30 protein-coding genes are annotated in these 20,271 nt (G+C 67.2%); 3 read left to right on the top strand and 27 right to left on the bottom strand.

Translation table 11 applies throughout. The features are described from left to right. Nucleotides 1–126 precede the first annotated feature (126 nt). The 26 genes from ACK4LS_RS02090 to ACK4LS_RS01965 all read right to left on the bottom strand — a co-directional run bounded on the left by ACK4LS_RS02090 (nt 127) and on the right by ACK4LS_RS01965 (nt 15,516). Nucleotides 127–831: a DsbA family protein gene (locus ACK4LS_RS02090; RefSeq protein WP_409712593.1), complete on the bottom strand. Its 705-nt coding sequence runs from the start codon at nt 829–831 to the stop codon at nt 127–129. After that, entirely contained in the window at nt 831–1,670 is an 840-nt protein-coding gene (map, locus tag ACK4LS_RS02085) for a type I methionyl aminopeptidase (protein ID WP_409712591.1), read from the bottom strand. Before map ends, ACK4LS_RS02090 begins: the two co-directional genes overlap by 1 nt. A gap of 1 nt (nt 1,671) precedes the next feature. Continuing rightward, nucleotides 1,672–2,268 carry an adenylate kinase gene (locus tag ACK4LS_RS02080; RefSeq protein ID WP_409712589.1) on the bottom strand — a complete coding sequence of 199 codons (597 nt, stop codon included), beginning with the start codon at nt 2,266–2,268 and terminating at the stop codon, nt 1,672–1,674. Beyond that, nucleotides 2,265–3,587: a preprotein translocase subunit SecY gene (gene secY / locus ACK4LS_RS02075; RefSeq protein WP_409712587.1), complete on the bottom strand. Its 1,323-nt coding sequence runs from the start codon at nt 3,585–3,587 to the stop codon at nt 2,265–2,267. The genes ACK4LS_RS02080 and secY overlap by 4 nt, the downstream gene beginning before the upstream one ends. A 109-nt stretch (nt 3,588–3,696) precedes the next feature. Continuing rightward, nucleotides 3,697–4,230, bottom strand: a complete 534-nt coding sequence (rplO, locus tag ACK4LS_RS02070; protein ID WP_409712585.1) for a 50S ribosomal protein L15 — start codon at nt 4,228–4,230, stop codon at nt 3,697–3,699. Then, on the bottom strand, nt 4,230–4,415 hold the full coding sequence (gene rpmD, locus ACK4LS_RS02065; protein WP_013583998.1) for a 50S ribosomal protein L30: 186 nt from the start codon (nt 4,413–4,415) through the stop codon (nt 4,230–4,232). The genes rplO and rpmD overlap by 1 nt, the downstream gene beginning before the upstream one ends. Beyond that, complete coding sequence (gene rpsE / locus ACK4LS_RS02060; RefSeq protein ID WP_056226274.1) at nt 4,415–5,095, bottom strand: 30S ribosomal protein S5; 681 nt, start codon at nt 5,093–5,095, stop codon at nt 4,415–4,417. Before rpsE ends, rpmD begins: the two co-directional genes overlap by 1 nt. After that, nucleotides 5,092–5,451 carry a 50S ribosomal protein L18 gene (gene rplR / locus ACK4LS_RS02055; protein WP_409712582.1) on the bottom strand — a complete coding sequence of 120 codons (360 nt, stop codon included), beginning with the start codon at nt 5,449–5,451 and terminating at the stop codon, nt 5,092–5,094. The genes rpsE and rplR overlap by 4 nt, the downstream gene beginning before the upstream one ends. Nucleotides 5,452–5,453: 2 nt before the next feature. Beyond that, nucleotides 5,454–5,990, bottom strand: a complete 537-nt coding sequence (gene rplF / locus ACK4LS_RS02050) for a 50S ribosomal protein L6 (protein ID WP_409712580.1) — start codon at nt 5,988–5,990, stop codon at nt 5,454–5,456. Nucleotides 5,991–5,996: 6 nt separating this feature from the next. Continuing rightward, nucleotides 5,997–6,395 (bottom strand): 30S ribosomal protein S8, encoded by a 399-nt coding sequence (gene rpsH, locus ACK4LS_RS02045; protein WP_409712578.1) that lies wholly within the window; start codon nt 6,393–6,395, stop codon nt 5,997–5,999. 91 nt (nt 6,396–6,486) lie between these two features. Next, entirely contained in the window at nt 6,487–7,077 is a 591-nt protein-coding gene (gene rplE, locus ACK4LS_RS02040; RefSeq protein WP_409712576.1) for a 50S ribosomal protein L5, read from the bottom strand. 2 nt (nt 7,078–7,079) lie between these two features. Continuing rightward, a complete protein-coding gene (gene rplX, locus ACK4LS_RS02035) occupies nt 7,080–7,439 on the bottom strand; it encodes a 50S ribosomal protein L24 (protein WP_387055721.1) in 360 nt (119 codons plus the stop codon). A 2-nt stretch (nt 7,440–7,441) separates the two neighbouring features. Further along, complete coding sequence (gene rplN / locus ACK4LS_RS02030; RefSeq protein WP_013584005.1) at nt 7,442–7,810, bottom strand: 50S ribosomal protein L14; 369 nt, start codon at nt 7,808–7,810, stop codon at nt 7,442–7,444. A gap of 35 nt (nt 7,811–7,845) precedes the next feature. Beyond that, the gene (gene rpsQ, locus ACK4LS_RS02025; RefSeq protein ID WP_144829716.1) at nt 7,846–8,172 is read right to left on the bottom strand and encodes a 30S ribosomal protein S17; all 327 of its coding nucleotides are present in this window, start codon (nt 8,170–8,172) and stop codon (nt 7,846–7,848) included. Beyond that, nucleotides 8,172–8,486, bottom strand: a complete 315-nt coding sequence (rpmC, locus tag ACK4LS_RS02020; RefSeq protein ID WP_058230883.1) for a 50S ribosomal protein L29 — start codon at nt 8,484–8,486, stop codon at nt 8,172–8,174. The genes rpsQ and rpmC overlap by 1 nt, the downstream gene beginning before the upstream one ends. Then, the gene (gene rplP / locus ACK4LS_RS02015; RefSeq protein WP_409712573.1) at nt 8,486–8,905 is read right to left on the bottom strand and encodes a 50S ribosomal protein L16; all 420 of its coding nucleotides are present in this window, start codon (nt 8,903–8,905) and stop codon (nt 8,486–8,488) included. Before rplP ends, rpmC begins: the two co-directional genes overlap by 1 nt. Beyond that, on the bottom strand, nt 8,905–9,663 hold the full coding sequence (rpsC, locus tag ACK4LS_RS02010; protein ID WP_058230882.1) for a 30S ribosomal protein S3: 759 nt from the start codon (nt 9,661–9,663) through the stop codon (nt 8,905–8,907). The genes rplP and rpsC overlap by 1 nt, the downstream gene beginning before the upstream one ends. Next, on the bottom strand, nt 9,663–10,061 hold the full coding sequence (gene rplV / locus ACK4LS_RS02005; RefSeq protein ID WP_013584010.1) for a 50S ribosomal protein L22: 399 nt from the start codon (nt 10,059–10,061) through the stop codon (nt 9,663–9,665). The genes rpsC and rplV overlap by 1 nt, the downstream gene beginning before the upstream one ends. A 22-nt stretch (nt 10,062–10,083) precedes the next feature. Further along, a complete protein-coding gene (rpsS, locus tag ACK4LS_RS02000; protein ID WP_013584011.1) occupies nt 10,084–10,365 on the bottom strand; it encodes a 30S ribosomal protein S19 in 282 nt (93 codons plus the stop codon). Between the two features lie 12 nt (nt 10,366–10,377). Next, nucleotides 10,378–11,217: a 50S ribosomal protein L2 gene (gene rplB, locus ACK4LS_RS01995; protein ID WP_013584012.1), complete on the bottom strand. Its 840-nt coding sequence runs from the start codon at nt 11,215–11,217 to the stop codon at nt 10,378–10,380. 24 nt (nt 11,218–11,241) lie between these two features. After that, complete coding sequence (rplW, locus tag ACK4LS_RS01990) at nt 11,242–11,541, bottom strand: 50S ribosomal protein L23 (RefSeq protein WP_056226248.1); 300 nt, start codon at nt 11,539–11,541, stop codon at nt 11,242–11,244. Then, nucleotides 11,538–12,200, bottom strand: a complete 663-nt coding sequence (gene rplD, locus ACK4LS_RS01985; RefSeq protein WP_409712569.1) for a 50S ribosomal protein L4 — start codon at nt 12,198–12,200, stop codon at nt 11,538–11,540. The genes rplW and rplD overlap by 4 nt, the downstream gene beginning before the upstream one ends. A gap of 2 nt (nt 12,201–12,202) precedes the next feature. Further along, a complete protein-coding gene (gene rplC, locus ACK4LS_RS01980) occupies nt 12,203–12,862 on the bottom strand; it encodes a 50S ribosomal protein L3 (protein WP_013584015.1) in 660 nt (219 codons plus the stop codon). An 8-nt stretch (nt 12,863–12,870) separates the two neighbouring features. After that, the gene (rpsJ, locus tag ACK4LS_RS01975) at nt 12,871–13,179 is read right to left on the bottom strand and encodes a 30S ribosomal protein S10 (protein WP_013584016.1); all 309 of its coding nucleotides are present in this window, start codon (nt 13,177–13,179) and stop codon (nt 12,871–12,873) included. Between the two features lie 438 nt (nt 13,180–13,617). After that, on the bottom strand, nt 13,618–13,833 hold the full coding sequence (locus ACK4LS_RS01970) for a hypothetical protein (protein WP_409712566.1): 216 nt from the start codon (nt 13,831–13,833) through the stop codon (nt 13,618–13,620). 120 nt (nt 13,834–13,953) lie between these two features. Then, nucleotides 13,954–15,516 carry a sugar transferase gene (locus ACK4LS_RS01965; protein WP_409712564.1) on the bottom strand — a complete coding sequence of 521 codons (1,563 nt, stop codon included), beginning with the start codon at nt 15,514–15,516 and terminating at the stop codon, nt 13,954–13,956. Nucleotides 15,517–15,668: 152 nt separating this feature from the next. On the opposite strand from ACK4LS_RS01965, the gene ACK4LS_RS01960 reads away from it, so the two are divergent. Next, on the top strand, nt 15,669–17,282 hold the full coding sequence (locus tag ACK4LS_RS01960) for a hypothetical protein (RefSeq protein ID WP_409712562.1): 1,614 nt from the start codon (nt 15,669–15,671) through the stop codon (nt 17,280–17,282). A 4-nt stretch (nt 17,283–17,286) separates the two neighbouring features. Here ACK4LS_RS01960 and ACK4LS_RS01955 read toward each other — a convergent pair whose 3' ends face one another. Next, complete coding sequence (locus ACK4LS_RS01955; protein ID WP_409712560.1) at nt 17,287–18,615, bottom strand: O-antigen ligase family protein; 1,329 nt, start codon at nt 18,613–18,615, stop codon at nt 17,287–17,289. Between the two features lie 135 nt (nt 18,616–18,750). Between ACK4LS_RS01955 and ACK4LS_RS01950 the strand changes: the two genes are divergently transcribed. Beyond that, complete coding sequence (locus tag ACK4LS_RS01950) at nt 18,751–19,863, top strand: hypothetical protein (RefSeq protein WP_409712558.1); 1,113 nt, start codon at nt 18,751–18,753, stop codon at nt 19,861–19,863. Further along, on the top strand, nt 19,860–20,271 hold a 412-nt coding region (locus ACK4LS_RS01945), incomplete at its 3' end, for a hypothetical protein (protein WP_409712556.1). The genes ACK4LS_RS01950 and ACK4LS_RS01945, both read left to right, overlap by 4 nt.

The following is a 20,271-nucleotide window of genomic DNA, read 5'->3' as shown; positions in this document are numbered from 1 at the left end:
CAGTTGCAGACCGGCCGGTCTGCGGTGGATGGGGGTTCGGTGCCTCGACACGCCAATGAAGGCGCAACGCACCAAAGATCAATCATACGTGGTATCGCTCGACCCGGCAACTCGCCGGTGGAGACGTCAGCCGTTCAGACGGTCGACGATGTCCTTCTGCGGGTCACCCGACAGGTCGGTCTTATTCGTCAGGACGTCGCCGTTCACGGCGATGGTCGGGGTGGAGACGCCGCTCGCCCCCTCCTGCAGAGGCGTCTTCTGCGTCATCGACGTGACGTACCGCGTGTACGTGCCGTCGGAGATGCAGGAGGCCACGGCATCCGACGCCCCCGACGACATCGCGATCGAGGTGAGCGCGGCGTCGTCCAGACCAGCCGTGCCCTCGGAGGGCTGCTGCGCATAGAGCGCCGTGACGAAGGCGGGGACGTTCTCCGCATCGTCGACCGCCACGCAGTACGCGGCGGAGGCAGACCTCGTCGAGTACTGCGTGCCCTGGGACTGCCGGTCGAGAATCGAGATGGGGTGGATGTTCAGCGTGATCTCACCGCTCTCGACGAGCTGGTCGAGGGTCGGTCCGTAGCTCTGCTCGAACTGGTTGCAGATCGGACACATGAAGTCGACATACGTGTCGACGGTCTTCTCCCCCGACCCGATCGAGATGGCGCCGGTCTCCGTGTCGACCGCGGACGACTCCGGCAGGGTTCCCGGCGACGTCGCCTGACTGTTGGCGAACCAGACCACGCCGGCCACGACGAGCACCACCACGACGACGGCCGCCGTGATCCCGATCGCGAACCAGTTGGCGGACCTCCGCGCGACGGCCATCATCATCAATCGATCTCCTTCGGCACCACTCCGAACGGCGCCAGTTTCTCGGCACCGCCATCGTGAGCGGTGAGGACCCAGATGCCCCCATCATGCACGGCGACGCTATGTTCCCAGTGGGAGCCGTCGGTGCCGTCGACCGTCGAGACGGTCCAGCCGTCGTCTTCGACCTCGGTCGCCTGGTCGCCGAGCACCACCATGGGTTCGATCGCGACGGCGAGACCGGGCCGCACCTCCGGCCCGCGGTCGGACACCGCGTAGTTGAAGACGCTGGGCGATTCGTGCATCTTCCGCCCGATGCCGTGACCGACGTAATCGCGCAGGATGCCGTAGCCGCCCGCGGGCGCGTTCGCTCCGATGTACTCCTCGATCGCCGCACCGACCTCGGCCAGATGAGACGCGCGGCTCAACGCGGCGATCCCCGCCCACAGCGACCCCTCGGTGACCTCGGACAGACGCCGACGAGGACGGACGAGTTCTTCCGGCGCATCGCCGGGGACGATCACCGTGAACGCCGAGTCGCCGTTCCAGCCGCGGAACTCGGCACCCGCGTCGATCGACAGGATGTCGCCCGCGCGCAACGGTCGATCGCCGGGGATGCCGTGCACCACCTGCTCGTTCACCGAGGCGCAGATCGTGTGCCGATACCCCCGCACCATCTGGAAGTTCGACTTCGCGCCCCGGGCGTCGAGCACACGTGCAGCCTCGGCGTCGAGTTGGAGAGTCGTGACACCCGGCTCGACGATCCGACGCACCGCGTCGAGCGCATCGGCCGTGATCAAGCCGGGTTCGATCATCGACCGCAGCTGCGCGGGCTTCTTGTAGATGGAGGTGCGCAGGCCCACGTCAGACAGCCGAGGTGCCGGAGATGCCGCGCGCCTCCAGGGCCGCGAAGATCCTGGCGGTGACGTCGTCGAGCGTGCCCACACCGTCGATCTCGTCGACGATGCCGCGCGTGCCGTAGACGTCGAGAATCGGCGCCGTCTCGCGCTCGTAGATGCCGAGGCGCGTGGCGATGGCCTCCTCGGTGTCATCCGCACGCCCCTGCTCCGCCGCACGGGCGGTGAGACGCGACAGTGACTCCTCGCGCGGGACCACGAGGGCGATCACGGCGTCCAGCGACTCGTCACGGCCCTCGAGGAACTCGTCGAGGTGCATGACCTGAGCGAGGTTGCGCGGGTATCCGTCGAGGAGGAACCCCTCGGCGGCATCCTGCTGTCCCAGGCGGTCGCGAACGACGGCGCTCGTCAGCTCGTCGGGAACGAGGTCGCCGGCGTCGATGACCGACTTCACCTGCAACCCCAGCTCCGTGCCGTCTTTGACGTTGGCACGGAAGACGTCACCCGTCGAGACGACCGGGATGCCGAGAGCGTCGCCGACGCGCACACCCTGGGTGCCCTTGCCCGAGCCCTGCGGACCGACGATCAGGAGACGCGCGCTCATCGCAGCAACCCTTCGTAGTGACGCTGCTGGAGTTGCGCGTCGATCTGCTTCACCGTCTCGAGACCGACACCCACGATGATGAGGATCGAGGCCCCGCCGAACGGGAAGTTCTGGTTCGCCCCCACCGTCGCCAGCGCGACCAGCGGCAGGAGAGCGATGAGGCCGAGGTAGATGGATCCCGGGAGCGTGATGCGGGTGAGCACGTAGTCGAGGTACTCCGCGGTCGGGCGGCCCGCCCGGATGCCGGGGATGAACCCGCCGTACTTCTTCATGTTGTCGGCGACGTCGACCGGGTTGAACGTGATGGCGACGTAGAAGTACGCGAAGCCGATGATCAGCAGGAAGTAGATCAGCATGTACAGCGGGTGGTCGCCGCGCGTGAGGTACTGCGAGATCCACGTGACCCAGGCCTGGGGCTCCTGGCCCGCCTGCGGCTGGTTGAACTGCGCGATCAGCGCCGGGATGTACAGCAGCGACGACGCGAAGATGACGGGCACGACGCCGGCCATGTTCACCTTGATCGGGATGTAGGTGTTCGTTCCGCCGTAGGTGCGGCGGCCGACCATGCGCTTGGCGTACTGCACGGGGATGCGCCGCTGCGACTGCTCGACGAAGACCACCAGGGCGACGATGACGATGCTCACGGCGAGGACCAGCAGGAACACCTCGACACCGCGGGCGTTGAGGATCGAGAGCATCGCGCCGGGGAACGTGGCGGCGATCGAGGTGAAGATGAGGATCGACATGCCGTTGCCGACGCCGCGCTCGGTGACGAGCTCGGCGAACCACATGACCAGGCCGGTACCGGCGGTCATCGTGATGATCATGAGCAGCTGCGCCCACCAGATGTCGTTCGTGAGGAGCTGCTGGCACTCGGGGACGCCGGCGGACCCGAAGAGCTGACCGGACCGGGCGACGGTGACCAGCGTGGTGGACTGCAGAAGCGCGAGCGCGATCGTCAGGTAGCGCGTGTACTGCGTGAGCTTGGCCTGACCGGCCTGGCCCTCTTTGTAGAGCGTCTCGAAGTGCGGGATGACCACGCGCAGCAGCTGCACGATGATCGTCGCCGTGATGTACGGCATGACGCCCAGCGCGAAGATCGAGAGCTGGAGCAACGCTCCGCCCGAGAACAGGTTGACCAGCGAGAGGAGGCCCTCGGTGCCGCCCGATTGGTTCAGGCACTGCTGGACGTTGGGGAAGTCGACGAAGGGCGTCGGCACGTGGGCACCCAGCCGATAGATGGCGATGATGCCCAGCGTGAAGGCGATCTTCCGCCTCAGGTCGGGCGTGCGGAAAACCCGCGCGATGGCGCTGAACAAGGGAGAATCCTCCAGAACGATCTCGGCGCGCGACGGGGCGCACACCGAATCAGACTAACCCAGAAGGGGCCGACGGCCCTAAGGCCGCCGGCCCCTCCGGGGTCGGGCGTCAGTTGATGGAACCGCCGGCGGCGACGATCTTCTGCTCGGCCGAGCCGGAGACCTTGTCGACCGAAACGGTCAGCGCGACCGAGATGTCGCCGGTGCCGAGCACCTTGACCTTCTCGTTCTTGCGGACGGCACCCTTCGCCACGAGGTCGGCGACGGTCACGTCGCCACCCTGCGGGTAGAGCTCGCCGAGCTTGTCCAGGTTGACGACCTGGTACTCGACGCGGAACGGGTTCTTGAAGCCGCGGAGCTTCGGGGTGCGCATGTGCAGGGGCATCTGCCCACCCTCGAAGCCGACCTTGACCTGGTAACGGGCCTTGGTTCCCTTGGTACCGCGACCGGACGTCTTACCCTTGGAGCCCTCACCGCGACCGACACGGGTCTTCGCGGTGCGAGCGCCCGGGACGGGACGCAGGTGGTGGACCTTGAGCACGCCGGGGCGCGCCGCGGGGGCTTCCTTCTTGTCGGCCGTGTTGCGGGCCGCAGCCTTCTTCGGGGCGTCGACCGTTGCGGTCTCGTCCTTCTTGGCAGCCATTAGTCGATCTCCTCAACCTTGACGAGGTGGGCGACGGTCTTGACGTAACCGCGCGTCTGCGCGTCGTCGGGACGGACGACCGAGTCGCCGATCCGCTTGAGACCGAGCGAACGCAGCGTGTCACGCTGGTTCTGCTTTTCGCTCACCTTGGACTTGATCTGCGTGACCTTCAGACGCTCGGCCATCAGGCACCTACCTTCTGAGCAGCGGCCTCAGCACGCACCAGGCGGGCCGGGGCGACCTGGTCGAACTCCAGACCACGGCGGGCGGCCACGGCGCGGGGCTCCTCGAGGGACTTCAGAGCCTCGACGGTCGCGTGCACGATGTTGATCGTGTTCGACGAACCGAGCGACTTCGACAGGACGTCGTGGATGCCGGCGCACTCGAGCACGGCGCGGACGGGACCACCGGCGATGACACCGGTACCGGCGGCGGCGGGGCGCAGGAGCACCACACCGGCGGCAGCCTCACCCTGAACGGGGTGAGGGATGGTCGAGCCCGAGCGGGGGACGCGGAAGAAGTTGCGCTTGGCCTCTTCGACACCCTTCGAGATGGCGAGGGGGACTTCGCGGGCCTTGCCGTAACCGACACCCACGACGCCGTTGCCATCGCCCACGACGACGAGCGCCGTGAAGCTGAAGCGACGGCCACCCTTGACGACCTTCGACACGCGGTTGATGGTCACGACGCGCTCGAGGAACTGGCTCTCGTTGCGATCGCGCGAACCGCGGTCACGCTGGTTCGTGTTGCGCTCGCGGCCACCGCGACGCGGCTCCCGCTCACGCTCGGCGGGGGCCTGAGCCGCAGCCGCACCCTCTGCCGGTGCAGTCTGCTCGGTCACTTCGGTCTCCTTGTTGTCACTCACAGGTTCAGCCCTCCTTCGCGAGCTCCGTCGGCGATCGCGGCGACACGACCGGCGTAACGGTTGCCGCCGCGGTCGAACACGACGTCGGACACACCGACGGCCTTCGCGCGCTCGGCGACGAGTTCGCCGACCTTGCGGGCCTTGGCCGTCTTGTCACCGTCGAAGCCGCGCAGGTCGGTCTCGAGAGTGGAGGCGGAGGCCACGGTGTGGCCCTTGCTGTCGTCCACGACCTGGACGAACACGTGGCGGGCGGAACGCGTCACCACGAGGCGGGGGCGCAGCTCGGTGCCGACGACCTTCTTGCGAAGGCGCAGGTGGCGACGGGCGCGGGCTACGGACTTTGTCTTGACAGCCATGGCTACTTACCACTCTTTCCGGCCTTGCGGCGCACAACCTCGCCCGCGTACCGCACGCCCTTGCCCTTGTACGGCTCGGGCTTGCGGATCTTGCGGATGTTGGCGGCGGCCTCGCCGACGGCCTGCTTGTCGATGCCACTCACGGTGACCTTGTTGTTGCCTTCGACCGTGAGGGTGATGCCGGCGGGCGGCTCGATCAGGACGGGGTGCGAGAAACCGAGGGCGAACTCGATGGAGCTGCCCTTCTGCGCCACGCGGTAACCCGTGCCGACGACCTCGAGGCCCTTGGAGTAGCCCTGGGTGACACCGATGATGTTGTTGTTGATGAGCGTGCGGGTCAGGCCGTGGAGCGACCGCGACTCGCGCTCGTCGTCGGGGCGGGTGACGAGAATCTGGTTCTCGTCGACCGACACCTCGAGGGGCTGTGCCACGGTGAGCTCCAGCTCACCCTTGGGGCCCTTGACGGAGACCTCCCGGCCGTTCACCGAGACGGTGACACCGGCGGGGATGTCGATGGGAAGACGTCCAATACGCGACATGTCAGATCACCACACGTAGGCGAGGACTTCCCCGCCGACGCCCTTCTGCTCGGCCTGACGGTCGGTGAGGAGACCGGAGGAGGTGGACAGGATGGCGACGCCGAGCCCGCCGAGGACCGTGGGGACCTCGGTCGACTTCGCGTACACGCGGAGACCGGGCTTGGAGACGCGCTTGATGCCGGCGATCGACCGCTCGCGGTTCGGGCCGTACTTCAGCGTCATGTTGAGGGTCTGGCCGACACGGGCGTCCTCGACGCTCCAGTCGGCGATGTAACCCTCCTGCTTGAGGATGGCGGCGATGTTCGACTTAAGCTTCGAGCTCGGCATCGACACGGAGTCGTGGTGCGCCGAGTTCGCGTTGCGCAGACGGGTCAGCATGTCTGCGACCGGGTCTGTCATCGTCATGTGTTGCTTCTTTCGATCATGAGGTTTCGGCTGCCGTTACGCGACAGTCGACCTTCGATGAGGGGCCCCCGGAAACCCGGGGGCCCGAGGTTCAGGCCTGTGCGTCGGCCGACTGGAAGGGGAAGCCGAGCTGGCGGAGCAGCGAGCGACCCTCGTCGTCGGTCTTGGCGGTGGTGACGATCGTGATGTCGAAACCACGCACGCGGTCGATGCGGTCCTGATCGATCTCGTGGAACACGGACTGTTCCTGGAGACCGAAGGTGTAGTTGCCGTTGCCGTCGAACTGCTTGGCCGACAGTCCGCGGAAGTCGCGGATGCGGGGCAGGGCGAGGTTGACGAGGCGGTCGACGAACTCCCACGCGCGGTCGCCACGAAGCGTAACGTGCGCGCCGATGGCCTGGCCCTCGCGCAGCTTGAACTGCGCGATGGACTTGCGGGCCTTCGTGACGACGGGCTTCTGACCGGTGATCTTGGTGAGGTCGTCGACCGCACCATCGATCACCTTGCTGTCGCGAGCGGCCTCGCCGACACCGGTGTTCACGACGACCTTGACCAGGCCGGGGATCTGCATGACGTTCTCGTAGCCGAACTCGTCCTGCAGCGCCTTCTTGATCTCGGCGTTGTACTTCTGCTTGAGGCGGGGCTGGATCTTGCCAGTCTCCGCGGCAGTCACGGTGCTCATGTTCAGAGGTCCTTGCCTGACTTCTTCGCGAAGCGCACGCGGACGGTGCGCTTGACGCCGTCCTTCACCTGCTCCTCGACCCGGTGGCCGACACGCGTCGGCTTCTTGGTCGAGGGGTCGACGAGCGCGACGTTGGAGATGTGGATCGGGGCTTCGAACGTCTCGATGCCACCGGTCTTGGTGCCGCGCTGGGACTGACCCACACGGTTGTGCTTCGTGACGTAGTTCACGCCCTCGACGATGACGCGGTTCTGCTCGGACAGGACCTCGAGGACCTTGCCCTGCTTGCCGCGGTCGCCGCCGCGCTCGGGCTTGGCGCCCGAGATGACCTGAACGAGGTCACCCTTTTTGATTTTCGCCATGATCAGATGACCTCCGGGGCGAGCGAGACGATCTTCATGAACTTCTTGTCGCGAAGCTCACGACCGACCGGCCCGAAGATACGGGTGCCGCGGGGCTCCCCGTCGTTCTTCAGGATCACGGCGGCGTTCTCGTCGAACTTGATGTACGAGCCGTCGGGACGGCGGGTCTGCTTGACGACACGGACGACGACGGCCTTGACCACGTCGCCCTTCTTGACGTTTCCACCCGGGATCGCGTCCTTGACCGTGGCGACGATGACGTCGCCCAGGCCCGCGTAACGACGGTTGGAGCCGCCGAGCACGCGGATGGTGAGCAGCTCCTTGGCGCCGGTGTTGTCGGCGACCTTCAGCCGGGATTCGTTCTGAATCACTTTTTACTCCTTGGGTTCCAAGCAAGCCGCGAGGCTTACTTGGCCTTCTCGAGGATCTCGACCAGGCGCCAGCGCTTGGTGGCGCTCAGCGGACGGGTCTCGTTGATGACGACCAGGTCTCCGATGCCCGCCGAGTTGGACTCGTCGTGCGCCTTGACCTTGGAGGTGCGACGGATGACCTTGCCGTAAAGCGGGTGCTTCACGCGGTCCTCGACCTCGACGACGATCGTCTTGTCCATCTTGTCGCTGACGACGTATCCACGACGCGCCTTGCGGTAACCGCGGGCGTTCTCATCGCGAACATCGTTCTCAGCGTGCTCGTGACCGGCGACCTGCGCCTCGGCCTTCTTCGCGGTAGCCATTACTCCGCCTCTTCTTTCGCGGCGTCGTCGGCGGCATCCGCCTTCTTCGCCTTGCTCTTCTTCGCCTTCGTCGTCGCCTCGACCGGGGCCGGGGTGGCGCGGATGCCGAGCTCGCGCTCACGGATCACCGTGTACAGACGCGCGATGTCGCGCTTGACTGCACGGATGCGGCCGTGGCTCTCGAGCTGGCCGGTAGCCGACTGGAAGCGCAGGTTGAACAGCTCTTCCTTGGCCTTGCGCAGCTCCTCGACGAGGCGCTGGTCTTCGAACGTGTCGAGCTCGCTCGGGGCGAGCTGCTTGGTGCCGATCGCCATTACGCGTCGCCCTCCTCGCGCTTGATGATGCGTGCCTTCAGGGGCAGCTTGTGAATGGCACGGGTCAGTGCTTCGCGAGCGAGTTCCTCGTCCACACCCGCGACCTCGAAGAGGACGCGGCCCGGCTTGACGTTCGCGACCCACCACTCGGGGGAACCCTTACCGGAACCCATGCGGGTTTCGGCCGGCTTCTTGGTGAGCGGACGGTCGGGGTAGATGTTGATCCACACCTTTCCACCACGCTTGATGTGACGCGTCATGGCGATACGAGCGGACTCGATCTGACGGTTGGTCACGTAAGCGGGGGTCAGCGCCTGGATGCCGAACTCACCGAAAGACACCTGCGTGCCACCGGTGGCCTGGCCCGAGCGACCGGGGTGGTGCTGCTTGCGGTACTTGACCTTGCGGGGGATGAGCATTACGCCGACGCTCCTTCTGCCACGGGGGCCTCGTTGCGCGGGCCACGACGACGGTCGCCACCGCGGTCGTCACGACCGCGCGACTTGGGCGCGTTGGCCTGCTCGCGGGCGAGCTCCTTATTGGTGAGGTCGCCCTTGTAGATCCAGACCTTCACGCCGATGCGGCCGAAGGTCGTCTTGGCCTCGTAGAAGCCGTAGTCGATGTTCGCGCGCAGGGTGTGCAGGGGCACACGACCTTCGCGGTAGAACTCGGAGCGGCTCATCTCGGCGCCGCCGAGGCGGCCCGACACCTGGATGCGGACACCCTTGGCGCCGGCACGCTGAGCGCCCTGCAGACCCTTGCGCATCGCGCGACGGAACGCCACGCGAGCCGAGAGCTGCTCGGCGACACCCTGCGCGACCAGCTGAGCGTCGGCCTCGGGGTTCTTGACCTCGAGGATGTTCAGCTGGATCTGCTTGCCGGTGAGCTTCTCGAGGTCGGCGCGGATGCGCTCGGCCTCGGCGCCGCGGCGACCGATCACGATGCCCGGACGGGCGGTGTGGATGTCGACGCGGACGCGGTCACGCGTGCGCTCGATCTCGATGTTGCTGACGCCGGCGCGATCGAGCGACGTGGTCAGCAGGCGACGGATCTTGATGTCCTCGGCGAGGTAGTCGGCGTAACGCTGACCGGGCTTCGTCGAGTCCGAGAACCACCGCGACACGTGGTCGGTGGTGATGCCGAGGCGGAAGCCGTACGGGTTGACCTTCTGTCCCATTACTTGCTCGCCTTCTTGTTAGCGCGAGCCGGGGCCGCCTCAGCGGTCTCGGGCGTCGCGAGCACGACCGTGATGTGGCTCGTGCGCTTCTTGATCTGGAAGGCGCGACCCTGAGCGCGGGGCTGGAAACGCTTGAGCGTCGTGCCCTCGTCGACGTACGCGTTCTTCACGTACAGGTCGGCGTCATCCAGGTATTCGTTCGTCTTGTCGGCGGTCACGCGAGCGTTCGCGATGGCCGAGGCGACGAGCTTGTAGATCGGCTCGCTCGCGCCCTGCGGCGCGAACTTCAGGATGGCGAGGGCCTCTTCGGCCTGCTTGCCCTTGATGAGCGCGACGACACGACGAGCCTTCTGAGGGGTCACGCGGATGTGTCGCACACGGGCGATGGACTCCACCATTTCTCTCTCCTCCTCGGTCGCCTTAGCGGCGACGGCCCTTCTTGTCGTCCTTCACGTGGCCGCGGAAGGTGCGGGTGGGCGAGAACTCGCCCAGCTTGTGGCCGACCATGGTCTCGGTCACGAACACGGGGATGTGCTTGCGACCGTCGTGCACGGCGATGGTGTGTCCCAGCATGGCGGGGATGATCATCGAACGGCGCGACCAGGTCTTGATGACGTTCTTGGAACCGGCTTCGTTCTGCGAGACGACCTTGCGAAGCAGGTGCTCGTCGACGAAGGGGCCCTTCTTAAGGCTGCGAGGCATCTTCCTCTACTCCTACTTGCGCTTCTTGCCGGCGGTGCGACGGCGGACGATCAGCTTGTCGCTTTCCTTGTTCGCGTGACGGGTGCGGCCTTCGGCCTTACCCCACGGCGAAACAGGGTGACGACCACCGGAGGTCTTACCCTCACCACCACCGTGCGGGTGGTCGACCGGGTTCATGGCGACACCACGCACGGTCGGGCGGACGCCCTTCCAGCGCATGCGGCCGGCCTTACCCCAGTTGATATTCGACTGCTCGGCGTTGCCGACCTCGCCGATCGTGGCGCGGCAGCGCACGTCGACGTTGCGGATCTCGCCGGAGGGCAGACGCAGCTGCGCGTAAGGGCCGTCCTTGGCGACCAGACGCACCGAGGCGCCGGCCGAACGGGCCATCTTCGCGCCGCCACCGGGACGCAGTTCGATCGCGTGGATCACGGTACCGGTGGGGATGTTGCGCAGCGGCAGGTTGTTGCCGGGCTTGATGTCGGCGCCGGCACCCGACTCGACGACGTCGCCCTGCGACAGCTTCGCCGGAGCGAGGATGTAGCGCTTCTCGCCGTCGGCGTAGTGCAGCAGCGCGATACGCGCGGTGCGGTTGGGGTCGTACTCGATGTGAGCGACCTTGGCGTCGATGCCGTCCTTGTCGTTACGACGGAAGTCGATCAGACGGTACTGACGCTTGTGGCCACCACCGATGTGACGCGTGGTGATGCGGCCCTGGTTGTTGCGGCCACCGGTCTTCGACAGCGGGCGCAGCAGCGACTTCTCGGGCGTCGATCGGGTGATCTCGGCGAAGTCGGCCACCGACGAGCCGCGGCGACCGGGGGTCGTGGGCTTGTACTTGCGAATAGCCATTGTTCTTGTCCTCTATCCCGACCGTCAGCCGACAGACGTGAAGATGTCGATGGTGCCCGACTTGAGCGACACGATGGCGCGCTTGGTGTCCTTGCGCTTGCCGATGCCGAAGCGGGTGCGGCGGGCCTTGCCGACGCGGTTGATCGTGTTGACCGAGGCCACCTTGACGCCGAAGATCTTCTCGATCGCGAGCTTGATCTCGGTCTTCGACGAACGGGGGTCCACCAGGAAGGTGTACTTGCCCTCGTCGATGAGCGAGTAGCTCTTCTCGGAGACGACCGGCTTCAGGATGATGTCGCGCGGGTCCTTGTTGACGGTGGTCATGCCGAGACCTCCTCGGTGGCCGCAGCCTTCGACGCGACGAACGCGTCGTAGGCGGCCTTGGTGAAGACGATGTCGTCGGAGACGATCACGTCGTAGGTGTTCAGCTGGCCGACGGTCAGCACGTGGACGTACGCGAGGTTGCGCACGCTCTTGATCGTCAGCTCGTCGTCGCGATCGATGACCACGAGGACGTTCTTGACGGCACCGAAGGCCTTCAGCGCGGCGGCAGCAGCCTTGGTCGAGGGCGCACCCTCGATGGCGAAGCTGTCGACGATGTGCAGCCGCTGACCCCGAGCGCGGTCGCTGAGCGCACCCAGGAGGGCGGCGGCGATCATCTTCTTGGGGGTGCGCTGGCTGTAGTCGCGGGGCTTGGGGCCGTGGACGATGCCACCACCGGTCATGTGCGGCGCGCGGATCGAGCCCTGACGGGCGTTACCCGTGCCCTTCTGCTTGAAGGGCTTGCGGCCGGCACCCGAGACCTCGCCACGACGCTTCGTCGAGTGCGTGCCCTGGCGAGCCGCGGCGCGCTGCGCCACGACGACCTGGTGGATGAGCGGGATGTTCGTCTTGACGTCGAAGAGCGCGGCGGGCAGCTCGACGGAGCCTGCCTTCTTGCCGTCGGCCTTCACGACGTCGAGCGCGAGAGTCGAGTCAGCCATGATCAGGCACCCTTCACTGCGTTGCGGACGTAGACGATGCGGCCACGAGCACCGGGGACGGCGCCCTTGACGAGCATGAGTCCCTTCTCGGCGTCGACGGCGTGCACCGTGAGGTTGAGGACGGTCACGCGCTCGCCACCCATACGGCCGGCCATGCGCATGCCCTTGAAGACGCGGCTCGGGGTCGACGAGGCGCCGATCGAACCGGGCTTGCGGTGGTTGCGGTGCGCACCGTGCGATGCGGAGACACCCTTGAAGTTGTGACGCTTCATGACACCGGCGGTGCCCTTGCCCTTGCTGGTGCCGACGACGTCGACCAGCTGGCCGGCCTCGAAGAGGCCGTCGACGGTGAGCTCCTGGCCCAGCGTGTAGTCGGCGGCATCCGCGGTGCGGACCTCGGTGAGGTGGCGACGCGGGGTGACACCCGCGGCGTCGAAGTGGGCCGTGAGGGGCTTGTTCACCTTGCGGGGGTCGATCTGGCCGTAGCCGATCTGAACGGCGTTGTAGCCGTCTTTCTCGAGCGAGCGCAGCTGGGTCACGACGTTCGGAGCGACCTCGATGACGGTGACGGGAACGAGCTTGCCGTTCTCGTCCCACACCTGGGTCATGCCGAGCTTGGTGCCGAGGAGGCCCTTGGAGATCTTGGAGTTGATGTCAGCCATGTCGAACCTCAGAGCTTGATCTCGATGTTGACATCGGCCGGGAGGTCGAGACGCATCAGCGAGTCGACGGCCTTGGGCGTCGGGTCGATGATGTCGATGAGGCGCTTGTGGGTGCGCATCTCGAAGTGCTCGCGGCTGTCCTTGTACTTGTGGGGCGACCGGATGACGCACACGACGTTCTTCTCGGTCGGCAGGGGAACCGGGCCCACAACGGTGGCGCCGGCACGGGTCACGGTGTCGACGATCTTGCGCGCGGACGAGTCCAGTCCGGCGTGGTCGTACGACTTCAGGCGAATGCGGATCTTCTGTCCCGCCATTGTCTGCTCTCTCTCTTTCTCGCGTCTTACCCGACCTGGGGCATTGGACGCACGGTGGTGCTGACGCACCCTGGCACTTCCCCTCGCTCGCGCGAGAGATGCTGCACCGCTGTTCAGCTGTCAAACCGGATGCCTGGCATCCGGCCCGCCCCGCGCACGCATGCGCGCGCATCCGATGAAGGATGAGGGGGTTCGGTGTGTGTTCTGCTGCCCGCGGCCCAGGACCCTGCGCTTCCGCGCCGCCTGTGCACTGCCCTGGCAGTGATCCTGGCGCGCGCCGAGCGCACGCCGGAATGTGGAACTGGTCTAGTCTACGTAGCCCTCGGGTGTGTCGCAAACCCGGGCGTGTCGCGCACGGCTGTTGCTCAGGATCGAGCCTGGGAACACGGCGGCGCCGCCCCCGACACCCGGGGACGGCGCCGTGCCGGTCGCTGCGCGTCAGGCGTTGCCGATGTGCTTGTCGACGTTCGCCCGCGTCTCGTCGACCTTGCCGTGATGCTCCGCGGGGACCACCTTCTTGATCGCCTCCGCTGCACCGTCGAGCACCTTGTCGCTGACGTCTTCGGCCTTCTCGCTCTTGAGGGCCTCTTCGATCTTGTCGCGGTTCTCATCGAGAAGCTTCTTGCCCTTGGCGATGATGTCGTCCACACCCATGTGCGTCTCCCTCGGTGACGGGCCGGCGGTGTTGCCGGAACCTCGCATCATTGTGGGTCGATGCGACGGAGCGTGGGAAGCCCTGTCCCCGACGCCGTCGCGTCTGAGAGCATCCGGCCGTCAGTGCGCCGTCTCGCCCGGCGCGACCACCGCGCGGAACGTGCGGAGCAGGATGACGATGTCCTGGGTGAACGACCAGTTCTCGACGTAGTAGAGGTCGAGACGGAGGGAGTCCTCCCACGACAAGGTCGAGCGGCCGCTGACCTGCCAGAGTCCGCTCATGCCCGGCTTGACGAGAAGGCGGCGGTGGGCGGCGTCGTCGTAGAGCTCGACCTCGGCCTGGCGCTGCGGACGAGGTCCGACCAGGCTCATGTCGCCGCGGAGGACGTTGATCAACTGCGGGAGCTCGTCGAGGGAGTACCGGCGCAGGACCCGACCCACCCGCGTGATGCGCGGGTCGTTCGTCACCTTGAACAAGGGCTTGTCGGTGGTGCCCTGGAGATCGAGGAGTCCGGCGAGCTGGTCGTCGGCGTCGGCGACCATCGAACGGAACTTCAACATGCCGAAGCGCCGCCCTCGACGGCCGATGCGCTCCTGCGAATAGAAGATCGGCCCGCTGCTGGTGAACTTCACCGCGAGCGCCAGGACGATCATCACGGGAGAGAGCAGAAGGAGGAGGAGGAACGACCCGACGATGTCGAAGGTCCGCTTCGCCATCCTGTTCACACCCTCGAGCTTGGGGAACGACACGTGCACGAGAGGCAGACCCGCCACCGGGCGGGCGTGGATGCGCGGACCGGCGACGTCGGTGAGGGCGGGCGCGACGATCCAGGCGACATCGCGGTCGGCCATGGCCCAGCCGAGCTCTCGCATCGTCTGGGGATTGAGGTCGTCGGCACCGGCGACGATCACGGTGTCGGCCCGGACGTCGTCGACCGTGCGCTCGGCCTCGGAGTAGGAGCCGAGGACCGGGACCGACTCGATCTCGTTGCGCGTGCCACGCTCGGTGACGGCACCGACGATGTGGATGCCGGCGCGCGAGGCGCGGCGGATCGAACGGATGATGTGACCGACCTTCTCGCGCTCACCGATGACGACCGCGCGGTGGACGTCGGTCCCCCGGATCTGTCGGCGGTGGAGCCAACGACGCCAGAGCGAGCGCGAAACGATGAGAAGGATCGCGCCGATGGGAAGCGCGAGGATGAAGAGCGAGCGCGCGAGGTCGATGCGCAGGAAGAACGCGATCACGAGCGCGATACCGAAGGCGAAGAGGGACGCCCGGACGATCCTCTGGTATTCGGCGAAACCGTCCCCCACCGTGTGTCGGTCGCGGGAGTCCACGACGTCGAGGCAGATGAGCCAGATCACGCCGAGGATGACCAGCGCCAGGCCGTAGGAGATCTGCGGCCCGCCAGCCCAGGCGACCGGCTCGCTGACCTCGGGGAGGGCCAGGAGCGCGTAGACGGAGAAGGACACGGCGAGGACGATGACGTCGCTGTAGAAGAGTCGACTCGCATACCGCTCGGGCCAGCGCGGGGTGCGCCGTGCCGCTGTGCGCTCACCGGAACCGTCCGAGCCGAAGGGCGAGCGGTCACTGCCGGTGGACGCGCTCCGCCCGGAGGCCCCGCCGGAAGGGGATTCCTCTTGGTGCGTTCGCACGTGTGCAGAGTGACGCGTCACCATGTGCCCCCATGTTGTCGGCGGAAGCACCGAGTATACGTCGGGGTCCAGGAATGCCATGACGGCTCTCCGAATGTCTCCTCCACGTGCTAAGAGAATGCTGTGTGAATCCGACCGGCTCACGTTACGCTCCCCCCATGCCCAGGGGGATTGAAATGCACACCACTCGTCGCCGAGCATTACTCGGCATCGCCGCCGCCGCGACGGCCGTCGCCGTCGCGAATCCGACGGAACGCGCCGCAGCGGCGGATCCGGCCGACGTCGTGACCAAACAGCAGGTGCACGGCGTGCGCAACGTCCTCGAGTTCGGGGACTCGAGCATGACGGACGAGGCCCGACTGCGCCTCGCCCTGTCGAGCTTCGTCTCGGCGCGGGAGGAGGTGCGCCTGACGGTGTCGCGGCGCATGGTGATCACTGACACGATCACCGTCGACACCTCCTACATCTCCCTCGACTTCACGCAGGGCACGGTCGACGCGCGCACCGTGAAGAACAAGCCCGCGTTCGTCTTCACCGGCAGCAGCAACGCCGGTTATCCGAACACGCGTGCGACCGTCACGGGTCTGCGCATCCTCGGTCCGGGTTCGAGCGCGACCTCCGCCGCCGGCGTCGTGTTCGAGGGCGGGTCGACCACCGACGTGCGGGGCGTGGGGGTCTTCGGCCTCGAGCTCTCGGGCTTCGCGACGGGCATCGAATTCCGTTCGAACGCCTTCCTCCTGAGCTTCTTCAACTGCCATGTCTACCGGTGCAACGTGGGCATCTCGATGCCCGCGGGGCTTCGCAACTACGGCGAGAACATCAAGTTCATCGGCGGCGGCATCGGCACGTGCGACCTCGCCGTGCAGAACTCCAACCCCAACGGCAACTTCCACCTCGTCTCGACCTCGATCGACTTCTGCCGCCGTGCTGTGGAGGCGCTCTCCGGCGGTGTCTTCATCGACGCCCCCCACATCGAGTTCAACGAGACCGGTGCACGCTCCCCCGACGCCCACTTCGTCACGGGCGCGGACTCCAGCGCCAAGATCGTCATCACCAGCGGCCACATCTTCTTCCACGAGGACCCCGTCGCGTCCACGATCTTCGAGACGCGCAACGCGAGCTGGGGAGGCGGCATCCACCTCATCAGCACGGGACTCATGCGCACGAGTACGACCTCGGGCTATCTCTGCGGGGGCACCGGGCAGATCACCATCAGCGATCCCGTCCTCTACGACGGGGGCGGCTCCGGATCGTCGATGGGGGCGCTCATGCCGAGCCCGCAGGCCAATGTGCTGGTCGACGGCGGCTTCAGCCAGAGCACCGTCGTCGAGGCCTACGTCAACAACACCGACCGCACCTCGCGGACGGCCAACCCCGGCATCACGCTGCGCATCGCGTCGGGCAACCTCGCGATCAAACGGGTCAGCACGACCAAGCCCGGAACGGTCGCCTTCGACGTGCCGATCGTCTACGGCAAGGTCTACGCCATGTCGATCACCTTCGGCTCCACGACCTCGGGCGGCACGCTCGAGCTGATCGAGTCGTTCGTCGCGATCCGCGGGGAGGGCACGGCGGGCGTGCCGAACGTGCTGCGGAACCAGGCGCGCGGAGCGACGGCGATCCCGTTGAGCACGATCGCCAAGACGCCGAACTACCGACGCGTCTTCGGCGCGGGCACGTGGGATCGCCGCGCACCGGCGTGGGCCACCCACTTCCGCCTGCGCTTGCTGTTCGACAAGACCGGCCTCGGCGAGACGCAGATTCAGGAGATCGTGATCACGGCGCTGTGACGCGCTAACCCGCGGGTGCGGGGGCCGCCGTGAACGGTTCCCCGCGCAGGGATCCGTCCGGCATCAGGGGCGTCGGCGCCGCCTGGGGCTTCGGGGTGGTGGCCAGCAGCGCGATGGCGAACCAGATGGGCAGCACCGTCCAGCTGGGCGCGGCGTTGAGCCCGACCGCGACGAAGATCGCCATCGCGAGGACGCTGCGCGAAGAGCGCAGATTGCGCAGGATGAGCGTGGCGACGATGCCGATGAAGCACGCGACCGCGATCACGCCGACCTCGGCGAGGATCTGCGCATAGGCGTTGTTCGCGATGCCGCGGTTGCCGATAGCCGCGGCGGTGTCGCTGAAGGCGTCGTCCCAGTAGCCGTACCGTCCCGGCCCCACCCCGAGCCACGGGAACACCTCCGACATGTCGATCGAGCGCTGGATCGACGAGGTGCGGTTCTGCAGCGAGTACTCGATGCTCGCGCCCAGTGACGCGTCGCTGATGAGACCGAGCTTTCCGAGCTGACGCGTGATGTACAGCGCGACGACGTCGACGGTGGAGATGACGATGACACCCACCAGGGCGACGAAGGCGAGCACGCCCACGACACGGCCCGCCGGCCGCAGCACCGCGACCGCGAGGACGCCGACGACGACGCCGACGAGCGCGACCGTGGACTGCGAATAGAGCAGACAGGCCGCGGCGGCGGCGACGCCCCACCAGTCGCGACGCTTCAGGACGACGAACAGCGCGATCCCGGCGAAGAAGCCGAGGTAGTTGCCCTCCAGGAAGGGGCCGTTGCGAGGGAGGCCGACGCCGTAGGCCGCGCCGATCTGCACGTTGCCGTTCACCAGACGGAGCAGGGCCGTGCCGCCCACCACGTGCAGGGCCACCTGCAGGAGGCTGTAGATCGCGGCGAGCTTGACCGCCAGGCCGAAACCGCGCGCGATCCAATCCGGACCGAGCCTCGTTCCGGCGAACCACGAGAGCACGAGCACGAGGGCCGCGTAGACGAAGTAGAGCAGCATGTCGGCGTTCATGCCGCGGTCGTACCCGAGCGCCGTCTCGCGCGGCGGACCCATGATGAGCCAGGCCGTCGTGGACAGATACACCAGCGCGAGCAGGGACCACTGCAGGGGCGCCGCCGCGTAGCGTCGTCGCTCCCCCGTCCGCTCGCTGGTCATGTAGAGGACGACCGCGAGGATGCCCGTGATCTCGCTGATCTTGAGAGGGAATCCGACCTCGATCGTGAGCGCCTGCTGGAACGGGACCGCGCAGACGGCGATGAACATCAGCTTCGACGCGAGAGTCGGCGGAAAGCGAGGGACGACGGGCGCTTTCACTTCACTCACCGCGTCAGCGTACCCAACCACGTGCGAATCGGGCGAATGATCGCGCTTCCCTCGGAAATCACCCCGCGGGTGAACGCATAGACTCGACCGCATGACCACGATGCCTGGCCCCGGCCGTCGTTCGGGGACAGCGCGGTGAAGGTCGTCTTCCTCAGTCACACGGCGCCCAGCGGCGTCTTCCGCGTCGGCAGCCACCATCTGTCCCGCGAGATCGCGCGCCTCGGCCACGACGTCGCCCACGTGGCGACCCCCGTCTCGCTCGCGCACGTCGCGAAGGCGAAACGCGACGACGACGTGCGCGCCCGCCTGCGGTCCGCGCGGGCGCCGCGGGTCGACGCCGACGGAGTCTGGCAGGTGGTTCCCCTCGTGCCCGCCCCGCTGGGATCGGTACCGACGGCGGCCAACGAGCTCCAGCTGCGTTCGACCGCGCCGTTGCGGCGACGGCGGCTGGCGCGTTTCCGCGACGCGGACGTCGTGTTCGTCGACCAACCCCTGCTCGGCGCGGTGGTCGAAGACTTCCCGCGGGCGACGATCATCTACCGCCCCACCGACGCTCATCACGAGCCTCGCACCCGTGCGGCCGAAGTGCGACTGCTCGAGCGCGCCCACGGTATCTCCGCCACCTCCGCCTCCACCCTCGAGCAGGTGACCGAGGGAACGGGGTGGACGGGCCCGAGCACCGTCATCCAGAACGGGGTGGAGTTCGACCGATTCGCCGCCCCCGGCGATGCACCGGACCGTGCGGGCGTGGTGTACCTCGGGGCACTCGACGCGCGTTTCGACTGGGCACTCCTCGGCGAGCTCGCCCGCGCCCTCCCCGAGGTCGGGTTCACGATCGTCGGCCCACGCCCGGCGGTCGTTCCCCCGTTGCCCTCGAACGTCTCGCTCGTCGGTGGAGTCCCCTACGCGGAGGCGCCCGGTCTGCTCGCCCGCCACGCGGTCGGCATCCTGCCCCTGTCCGACCACCCCGGAAACGCGGGCCGCAGCCCCATGAAGTACTACGAATACCTGGCTGCCGGCCTGAGCGTCGTCGCGCGCTCATCCGATGAACTCCGCCACCGCGCCGACACGAACGTCCGCCTCTACGACGATGCGCCCGCCGCCGTGCGCGCGGTGTCCGAGGCGCTGACGGCCGACGCGGACGCCCGCGCCGCCGGCCGGAGGGCCGCGCAGGGCATGGGTTGGGGCGATCGTGCGGCGCGCCTGCTCGCCTTCGCCGAGACCGTGCGATCGGGGACGACCGCGTGAGCGAGTCCACCGCGCCGTTCTCGCGGCGCCGGTCCATGAAGAGCGGCGTCTGGGCGACGATCCAGCAGTTCGTCACGCTGGGCAGCACGGCCATCACCGGCATCATCCTGACGCGCACGCTGAGCCTTTCGGACTTCGGCGTGTTCAGCTTCGCCACCAACCTCGGCAGCATCGGCACCGCCATCCTCACCGCGGGTCTGGCGGGACTGGCCATCAAGTCCTTCGTCGATCAGCCGAAGGCCGCGCACCGCACCATGACGGCGCTCATCCTCATCCGCGAGTTCTTCGCCGTCGTCGCCTACCTGGTCCTGCTATCGGTCTCGATGGTCGTGGGTGACGCGGCGATCGTCGGCACCACCGCGATCGCCCTGCTCGTGCTGTTCGCCCGCGGCCTGGATGCCAGTGAGC

The sequence above is a fragment of the Microbacterium sp. genome (genome assembly GCF_046295495.1).
In the GTDB taxonomy this organism is placed as follows: Bacteria; Actinomycetota; Actinomycetes; order Actinomycetales; family Microbacteriaceae; genus Microbacterium.
Note: the sequence above shows the minus strand (reverse complement) of the source record. Positions and strands in the feature narration are given on the sequence as shown.